Consider the following 9525-nt stretch of genomic DNA (forward strand, 5'->3'; position numbering starts at 1 on the left):
TCCAAATGAAATATATGATGAGCTAATCGTTATTATTGAAAGAGAAAAACTAAAATGACAATTGAACAACAAATAACACAACTACTTGGACTTGCTACTCGAGCAAGAAAAACAATTTCTGGGGAAGAACTAGTAGTAAAAGAAATTAGAAGCCAAAAGGCGAAGTTAGTTATACTATCGTCTGATGCTTCTAAAAACACAGCAAAAAAAATGAATGATAAATGTGCATCTTTTAACGTTGAGCTGCATGTCTTTGGAGACCGGCACGATCTCGGACATGCGACGGGAAAAGAGGCCAGAGTGGCAATAGCCATTATGGATGACGGTTTCGCAAAAAAACTGTCCGGCCTTCTCAACGAATTTAACCGGGGGTGAGCTAATGACTAAAATCAGAGTTCATGAGTACGCGAAACAAATAGAAAAATCAAGTAAAGAAGTTATCGATCAGTTAGGAAAGCTTAATATTCAAGTGGCTAACCATATGTCAATGCTTGAAGGTGACGCTGTAAAAAAATTAGATAGTGTTTATAAAAAATCAACAGAACAATCTAAAAATCCTTCACACGCAAAAACACAAGCTCCAACACAAACACAACAATCAGGACAAAATAATCGTCCTAATCGCCCTATGTCAAATAGCACAAACCAAGGGTCAAGACCTACAAACCAAGGTCAAACTAAACCAGCTAATCAAGGGCAATCAAGACCTTCAAGTCAAGGTAGCACAACTCAAGGAACAAACAATCAATCAAAAGATAAAAAACCATTTACAAATAATAACAACCGTCCAGGTGGACAAAATAGACCTGGTGGACAAAACAGACCGGGACAAAAATTCCAAAAAAGAAGAAAAGGTCCTACTACACCTGTTCAACCACCAGTACCAAGAAAAGAAAGAGAATTGCCAGCAAAAATTACATTTACTGAGTCATTAACTGTAGCGGAACTTGCGAAAAAGCTTGGTCGTGAGCCTTCCGAAATTATAAAAAAATTGTTTTTACTTGGTGTAATGGCAACAATAAACCAGGTTCTTGATAAGGATGCAATTGAGCTAATTTGTGCAGACTACGGAGTAGAAGTGGAAGAAGAAATTAAAATCGATATTACAGATTTAGAAGTTCATTTCGAAACTACTGAAGAAAATAGTGCTGACTTAAAAGAACGTCCACCAGTTGTTACAATAATGGGGCATGTTGATCACGGTAAAACAACATTACTCGATTCTATTCGAAATACAAAAGTTACTGCAGGTGAAGCTGGCGGTATTACACAACATATTGGTGCATATCAAATAATTGATAATGGTAAGAAAATTACATTTTTAGATACTCCTGGACATGCTGCGTTTACAACAATGCGTGCTCGTGGTGCTAAAGTAACGGATCTTACAATACTTGTTGTTGCTGCAGATGATGGTGTAATGCCACAAACTGTTGAAGCAATTAACCATGCAAAAGCTGCTGAGGTACCAATTATTGTTGCCGTAAACAAGATGGATAAACCATCTGCTAATCCAGATCGGGTAATGCAAGAGCTAACGGAACATGGTCTAGTTCCTGAAGCTTGGGGTGGGGAAACAATTTTTGTTCCTATTTCGGCATTAAAAGGAGAAGGTATTGATAGCCTTTTAGAAATGGTACTACTTGTTTCAGAAGTAGCAGAGTTAAAAGCAAATCCAAAACGTCTTGCACTTGGTTCTGTAATTGAAGCTCAACTAGACAAAGGTAGAGGTTCAGTAGCAACATTATTAGTACAAGATGGAACACTACGTGTAGGAGACCCAATAGTAGTTGGTCATACATTTGGACGTGTACGTGCTATGGTTAATGATTTAGGTCGTCGTGTGAAGGAAGCAGGTCCTTCTACACCAGTTGAAATAACAGGGCTAAATGATGTTCCACAAGCAGGGGATCGCTTTGTTGTATTTGAAGATGAAAAAACAGCTCGTCAAGTTGGTGAAACTCGTGCTTCAGAAGCGCAAGTTAATCAACGATCAGAAAAAACTCGTGTAACATTGGATAATTTATTTGACCAGATGAAACAAGGGGAAATGAAGGAATTAAACCTGATTGTTAAAGCAGACGTTCAAGGTACAGTAGAGGCTATGGCTGCATCACTAATGAAAATTGATGTTGCAGGTGTAAATGTCCGAATCATTCACACTGGTGCTGGAGCAATTACTGAATCTGATATTAGTCTTGCGGCGGCTTCTAACGCTATTGTAATCGGATTTAATGTTCGTCCGGATGTAAATGCGAAACGTGCAGCAGATCAAGAAGGTGTAGATATTCGCTTACACCGAGTAATCTATAAAGTAATTGAAGAGATTGAATTTGCGATGAAAGGATTATTAGATCCTGAATTCCAAGAAAAAATCATCGGTCAAGCAGAAGTTCGTGAAACATTTAAAGTATCTAAAGTTGGTACAATTGCTGGTTCATACGTAACGGAAGGTAAAATTTCTAGAGATAGTGGAGTTCGTATTATTCGTGACTCTATCGTTATATTTGAAGGCGAATTAGATACATTAAAACGTTTTAAAGATGATGCAAAAGAAGTAGCAAAAGGATATGAATGTGGTATTACAATCAAAAACTTTAATGACATTAAAGAAAATGACATTATTGAAGCATTTGTAATGGAAGAGATTAAACGATAATGATTGTCTATGCAGAGTGTGAATACATCATTTCTACTGCACATTCCTTGAAAGAAAAAAGAGCAGTTCTTCAACGAATGCTCACTAGAACAAAACAAAAATTTAATGTTTCTATCGGAGAGTTAGATCATCAAGATGTCTGGCAACGAACTTGTATAGGTATTGTTACAGTTGCTTCGGACAAAGTTGCTGCTGAACGGGAACTTATGCATGTAATACGATTCTTGGATTCTAACCCCGAATGGGAACGAATTGAAATTAGAAAAGAATATTTATAAACAGAATATGAGGTGTAGCGATTATGTCGATGCGCGCAAACCGAGTTGCTGAGCAAATGAAAAAAGAGTTAGGTGAAATTATTGTCCGAAAGCTAAAGGATCCTAATATAGGCTTTGTTACCGTTACAGATGTAGAGGTTACTGGTGACCTTCAACAAGCGACTATTTATATAACTGTTCTTGGTGGAGAAGCGAAAAGTGGTCAAACACTAAAAGCTTTAGAAAAAGCTAAAGGATTTATTCGTACTGAAATCGGACAACGAATTAGGCTTCGTATAACGCCTGAACTACTATTTAAGTTTGATGAATCAGCAGCTTATGGAAATCGAATTGATGATTTATTAAGACAAATTAACAAATCATCAGATGAATAAAAAATTAGAGAAGTCTGCTTACTACAACAAGCAGACTTCTTTGTTGTATATTATCATTAAAATGAGGTGAAAAAATGTACGAAGGTATACTTCCATTATGGAAAGAAAAAGGTATGACTTCTCACGACTGTGTGTTTAAACTCCGAAAAATATTAAAAATGAAGCGTATTGGACACACAGGTACACTGGATCCAAGTGTAGAAGGAGTTTTACCAATATGTCTAGGGCAAGCAACGAAGGTATCTGAATATATTATGAATGAAGGTAAAACATATATAGCAACGGTTAGTATTGGGATTTCAACTACAACTGAAGATGCCGATGGTGAGGTCGTAAATAAAGATGAAACGGAAAAGTATTTTTCTCGAGATCAGATTCTAAAGGTTTTGAAAGAATTGACTGGTGAAATCGTACAAACCCCACCAATGTATTCAGCGGTGAAAGTAAATGGGAAAAAGTTATATGAATATGCAAGAGAAGGTAAGATTGTAGATCGTCCGAGTAGAAATGTAACCATTTATAATTTACGCTTATTGGACGAAAATCCAGAATTTTTGGGGGAAAATGTGCAATTTTCTATTGAAATAAGTTGTAGTAAAGGTACATATATTCGAACACTTGCTGTTCAAATTGGGGAATTACTTGGCTATCCAGCACATATGTCTACTTTAGTTAGAACTGCGTCGGGAAGCTTCACAAAAGACCAATGTTTAACACTAGAGCAAGTAAATAAGGTTAGCGAAAGTGGTTGTTTAAATGACTCTATATTTCCTGTAAAGTATGCTTTACAAAGTTGGCCAAGTGTTGAAATTACTGCAGAAAATGATAAAAGCATTGCGAATGGTCAAGTGATTAATGCACATCCACTACTAGAGAAAAACGAAAAAATAATCTACACAAAAAATTCAATTCCTAAGGCAGTATATATCAAGCATCCGACGAAAAATGATATGATGAAACCGGAGAAAATGTTTTCAACCGAAAAAGGAGATTAATATGGAAGTACATTACTTATCTTACCCACATCATTTATTAGAAAATGAGCAGTACGAAGCATACTCATTAGCCATCGGTTTTTTTGATGGTGTACATAGAGGGCATCAAGCTGTCATTCAAGAAGCACTAGATAAAGGAAAAGAGCTTAACATAAGAACTGCGGTCATGACTTTTGATCCTCACCCATCGCTAGTTCTTGGTAGAAGTAAGGAACAAGTATTTTATATTACACCAATTGAACAAAAAATAGAAATATTAAAAGGGCTTAACGTCGATACGTTATTTGTCGTTCGTTTCACTTCGGATTTTGCTAAGTTAACCCCTTCACAGTTTGTTGATTCTTTTATTAAAAAGGCGAATGTAAAACATGTTACAGCAGGTTTCGATTTTACATTTGGTGCATTTGGAAAAGGAACAATGAAAGAAATGGAACAGTTATCGAATGGAGAATATACTGTTTCAGTAGTCGATAAGCAAGTGCTGTCAGATGACAAAATAAGTTCAACTAGAATAAGAGCAGAACTGAAAACTGGAAATATAGAAGAAGTAAAAGAACTTTTAGGTCGTCCTTTTATGTTAACTGGTGTAGTTATTCATGGAGACAAGAGAGGTAGAACGATAGATTTCCCTACTGCAAACGTTCAACCGACGGAAGGGCAATTTATACCATCAACAGGAGTCTACGCAGTGAAAATATGCGTACAAGAAAAATGGTATAATGGTGTATGTAATGTAGGTTACAAACCAACATTTAATAACCCCGAGGATAAAAAACTTTCAATCGAAGTGCATATAATTAATTTTGACCAATCGATATACGGTGAAGAAGTAGTAATTCACTGGTATTCGCGTATCCGTTCGGAGCAAAAGTTTAATGGGATAAATGAATTAAAAGAACAAATTGGAAAAGATAAAGAAGAAGCTATAAATTATTTTAAAAAAAGTGAATGAGTTGATTCTGATTTATTCCTATGGTATATTTTAATAGTACAAATTTGTACTAAACCTTTCCTTGGCTTATTCGATTCTCCAACGATTGCTCAGGAACAGGGGATATTAAGAATTTTTAGGAGGAAAACAAAATGGCAATTACAAAAGAACGCAAAAACGAACTAATCGCTGAGTTCAGAACTCATGAAAGCGATACTGGATCTGCTGATATTCAAATCGCAGTTCTTACAGAGGAAATTAATTCTTTAAACGAACATTTACGTACACATAAGAAAGATCACCATTCTCGTCGTGGTCTATTCAAAATGGTTGGACGTCGCCGTAACTTATTAAAATACTTACGTGAAAACGAAGTACAACGTTACCGTGAGCTAATCGCTAAACTTGGTTTACGTCGATAATATTTCATGGAATTAAGCGGGATTCGTCCCGCTTTTTCTTTTGCATAAAAATACTTCGCATAGTTTAGGTATTTTTGATACACTACTTATGATACATATAACTTTTATATACCTTAAATTAGGAATTTTTGAAGTTGAGAGGAGTCCAGATTAAATGAGTGAAAAGAAAGTATTTACGTACGAATGGGCAGGTCGTCCATTGCAAGTAGAAATTGGGCAACTTGCAAAACAAGCTAACGGTGCAGTTTTAGTAAGATATGGTGATACTAGCGTATTATCAGTAGCAACTGCTTCGAAGCAACCAAAGAATCTAGACTTTTTCCCATTAACAGTTAATTATGAAGAGAAATTATACGCTGTTGGAAAAATCCCAGGTGGTTTTATTAAACGTGAAGGTCGTCCTTCTGAAAGAGCAATCTTAACTAGTCGCTTAATTGATCGTCCGATTCGTCCGTTATTTCCAGATGGATTCCGTAATGAGGTTCAGGTAATTTCCATCGTAATGTCTGTAGATCAAAATTGTTCATCTGAGATGGCTGCAATGTTAGGTTCTTCACTTGCACTTAGTGTTTCGGACATTCCTTTTGATGGACCAATTGCAGGAGTACAAGTAGGTTTAATTGGGGAAGAATTTATCATTAATCCAACAGTTGAACAAATGGAACAAAGTATTTTAGATCTTACTGTTGCAGGAACAAAAGATGCTATTAACATGGTAGAAGCAGGAGCAAAAGAGGTTTCTGAAGAAGTTGTGTTGGAAGCTATTATGTTTGGTCATAGTGAAATCATTAAATTAATTGAATTCCAAGAAAAAGTAGTTGCTGAAATTGGAAAAGAGAAAAAAGAGATTTCCCTTTTCGAATTAGACAAGGTCCTTTTTGCAGAAGTAAAAGAGCTTTGTGAAGCAGACTTAGTACAAGCTATTCAAGTGCAAGAAAAGCATGCGCGTGAAGAAGCAATTGGTATTGTCAAAAATGAAGTATTAGAACAATATACTCAAAAAGAAGCAACAGACGAAACATTAAAACAAGTACGTGAAATTTTAGATGCTATGGTTAAAGATGAAGTTCGTCGTTTAATCACTGAAGATAAAGTCCGTCCAGATGGTCGTGGGGTAGCTGAAATTCGCCCGCTTTCTTCTGAAGTCGGAATTTTGCCAAGAACGCATGGTTCTGGATTGTTTACTCGTGGGCAAACTCAAGCATTAAGTATTTGTACATTAGGACCACTAGGTGATGTTCAGATAATTGATGGAATTGGATTAGAAGAATCAAAACGCTTTATGCATCATTACAATTTCCCTCAATTTAGTGTTGGGGAAACTGGACCAATCCGTGCACCTGGCCGTCGTGAAATTGGACACGGAGCATTGGGAGAACGTGCTTTAGAGGCAGTTATTCCAGATGAAAATGATTTCCCATATACACTTCGTTTAGTAGCTGAAGTATTAGAATCAAATGGTTCCACTTCTCAAGCTAGTATCTGTGCTTCAACTCTTGCAATGATGGATGCTGGTGTTCCTCTAAAAGCACCTGTTGCAGGAATTGCCATGGGACTTGTAAAAAAAGGTGAAAATTATACAATATTAACAGATATTCAAGGGATGGAAGATCACCTTGGAGATATGGACTTTAAAGTAGCTGGTACTTCTAAAGGTATTACTGCGCTTCAAATGGACATTAAAATTGACGGATTATCAAGAACAATATTAGAAGAAGCTCTCGAACAAGCTAAAATTGGTCGTATGCAAATTTTAGAAAGCATGCTTGCAACAATTGGTGAACCTCGCGAGAAATTATCTAAATATGCTCCAAAGATTACAGTTATTAAAATTAATCCTGATAAAATTCGTGATGTAATTGGACCAGGTGGGAAACAGATCAATAAAATTATCGATGAAACTGGCGTAAAAATTGATACAGAGCAAGATGGTACAATTTATATTGCTTCAGCAGATGAAGAGATGATTGCCCGTGCAAAAGAAATAATTGAGAACATTGTTCGTGTTGCACAAGTTGGGGAATATTATCTAGGAAAAGTAAAACGAATTGAAAAATTCGGGGCTTTCGTAGAAATCTTCAACGGGAAAGATGGATTACTGCATATTTCAGAGATTCAAGAAGAACGTACGAAAAATGTAGAAGACGTGCTTAAAATCGGAGACGAGTTATTAGTAAAAGTAATTGAAATTGATAATCAAGGTCGCGTAAACTTATCTCGTAAAGTAGTTATAAAAGAAGAAAAAGAGCGTGCTGAACAAAACGAACAATAATATATGAAAAGTTCAAACACTGATATTTAGCGTCTGACTTAAGTCTGAACAGATATAGAAAAATTATAATTTTTGTAATACACTAGGTTGACCGTAGGGAATTATTATCTACGGCAACTTTTTTTAATACTTGAATAAACTAGATAGAGGTGCAATTTTGATAAAAAAAATAACTTGTAATAATGGGCTACGTATTATCTCAGAAGATATTTCCCATGTGCGATCCGTTGCAGTTGGGATATGGGTACAAGCTGGATCTAGATACGAACTTCCACAAGAAAACGGCCTAACACATTTTATTGAACATATGCTGTTTAAAGGAACAGCAACAAGATCAGCAAAGCAGATAGCCGAGGAATTCGATAGAATTGGCGGTAATATTAATGCATTTACATCTAAAGAGAATACATGTTACTATGCAAAAGTTTTAGATCACCATGCGAAACACGCTGTAGAGATTCTTGCAGACATGTTTTTCAATTCTCTATTCGATCCAAACGAAATTGAAAAGGAAAGACTAGTTGTTTTAGAAGAAATAAATATGGTGGAAGATACTCCGGACGATATAGTACATGAATACTTATGGAGAGAAATGTATGAGAATAATCCTTTAGGTTCTCCTATACTAGGGACAGAGGAGACATTAAATAGTTTTACGAAGGAAATGATTTTGTCGTATATGGAAAGACATTATACACCAGATAATGTTGTAATTTCAGTAGCCGGCAATATTCAAGAAGGATTTTTGGAATATATTGAATCGCTTTTTGGTCAATATAAAAGTGTAAAAAAACCAGTAAAATCCTTGGAAACCCCTGCTATAAAACCAATATATACAGAAAATTTTCGTGAGACAGAACAAGCGCATATTTGTATAGCGTATCCTGGTTTAAGTATAAATGCGGACAATATTTATAGCTTAGTCGTTTTGAATAATATTTTAGGTGGAAGTATGTCTTCGAGGTTATTCCAAGAAATTCGTGAAGATAAGGGACTCGCATATTCGATTTACTCGTATCACTCTTCTTATGAAGATACGGGAGTTGTTGTAGTTTACGGCGGGACTTCTAGCAATCAGTTAAATGAATTAAAGACTTCCATTTTTGATTCCATTGAGAATGTAATGAACAAAGGATTCACAGAAACAGAAATTCTCAATTCCAAAGAACAGTTAAAAGGAAATTTGTTGTTAAGTTTAGAAAGCACAAATGCACGGATGAGTAGAAATGGAAAAAATGAGTTGCTTTATGGAAAGCATCGTACTCTAGATGAAGTAAGTGAGACGATAGATGAAGTGACTTTAGAATCTGTTGTTGACCTTGCTAAAGAAATTTTTTCTCATAAGCCAGCTATTTCTATTATTATGCCCAAAAAAGTCGATCTATAAAGATCGGCTTTTTTTAGAAGAGGAAAGTATAAAAATTTATATGCCATGAACAGGTTGATTTCCGCAGTAGGTGGACGCTTTCTTACCTCTAGTCAAGAGTAATTTCTATAAAAAGCAAATTAAAGATAGTGATCCATTCAACGAGTTGTTGCTTTCCGTTCCGGCGCTCGCTTTCCGCGGGCATGGCTTGAGCCTCCTCGTTCGCTT

At 35.9% G+C, this 9525-nt stretch carries 9 protein-coding genes; all 9 read left to right on the forward strand.

Annotated features, from left to right (window positions below; all coding sequences use genetic code 11):
* Positions 1–54: 54 nt before the first annotated feature.
* Positions 55–375, forward strand: coding sequence for a YlxQ family RNA-binding protein (locus ACFVR1_RS02470; protein WP_387579901.1), 321 nt, complete (start codon positions 55–57; stop codon positions 373–375).
* A gap of 4 nt (positions 376–379) precedes the next feature.
* Entirely contained in the window at positions 380–2659 is a 2280-nt protein-coding gene (gene infB, locus ACFVR1_RS02475; protein WP_387579904.1) for a translation initiation factor IF-2, read from the forward strand.
* Positions 2659–2937 (forward strand): DUF503 domain-containing protein, encoded by a 279-nt coding sequence (locus ACFVR1_RS02480; RefSeq protein ID WP_387579906.1) that lies wholly within the window; start codon positions 2659–2661, stop codon positions 2935–2937. Before infB ends, ACFVR1_RS02480 begins: the two co-directional genes overlap by 1 nt.
* A 23-nt stretch (positions 2938–2960) precedes the next feature.
* On the forward strand, positions 2961–3311 hold the full coding sequence (gene rbfA / locus ACFVR1_RS02485) for a 30S ribosome-binding factor RbfA (protein WP_387579909.1): 351 nt from the start codon (positions 2961–2963) through the stop codon (positions 3309–3311).
* Positions 3312–3385: 74 nt separating this feature from the next.
* Complete coding sequence (truB, locus tag ACFVR1_RS02490) at positions 3386–4306, forward strand: tRNA pseudouridine(55) synthase TruB (RefSeq protein WP_387579912.1); 921 nt, start codon at positions 3386–3388, stop codon at positions 4304–4306.
* A gap of 1 nt (position 4307) precedes the next feature.
* A complete protein-coding gene (ribF, locus tag ACFVR1_RS02495) occupies positions 4308–5258 on the forward strand; it encodes a riboflavin biosynthesis protein RibF (RefSeq protein WP_387579914.1) in 951 nt (316 codons plus the stop codon).
* Positions 5259–5389: 131 nt separating this feature from the next.
* Entirely contained in the window at positions 5390–5659 is a 270-nt protein-coding gene (gene rpsO / locus ACFVR1_RS02500) for a 30S ribosomal protein S15 (RefSeq protein ID WP_093263058.1), read from the forward strand.
* A 154-nt stretch (positions 5660–5813) separates the two neighbouring features.
* On the forward strand, positions 5814–7931 hold the full coding sequence (pnp, locus tag ACFVR1_RS02505) for a polyribonucleotide nucleotidyltransferase (RefSeq protein ID WP_387579917.1): 2118 nt from the start codon (positions 5814–5816) through the stop codon (positions 7929–7931).
* Between the two features lie 157 nt (positions 7932–8088).
* Positions 8089–9318: a M16 family metallopeptidase gene (locus tag ACFVR1_RS02510; protein ID WP_387579919.1), complete on the forward strand. Its 1230-nt coding sequence runs from the start codon at positions 8089–8091 to the stop codon at positions 9316–9318.
* Positions 9319–9525: the final 207 nt, after the last annotated feature.

This window comes from Psychrobacillus sp. NPDC058041 (assembly GCF_042885655.1).
Classification (GTDB): Bacteria; Bacillota; Bacilli; order Bacillales_A; family Planococcaceae; genus Psychrobacillus.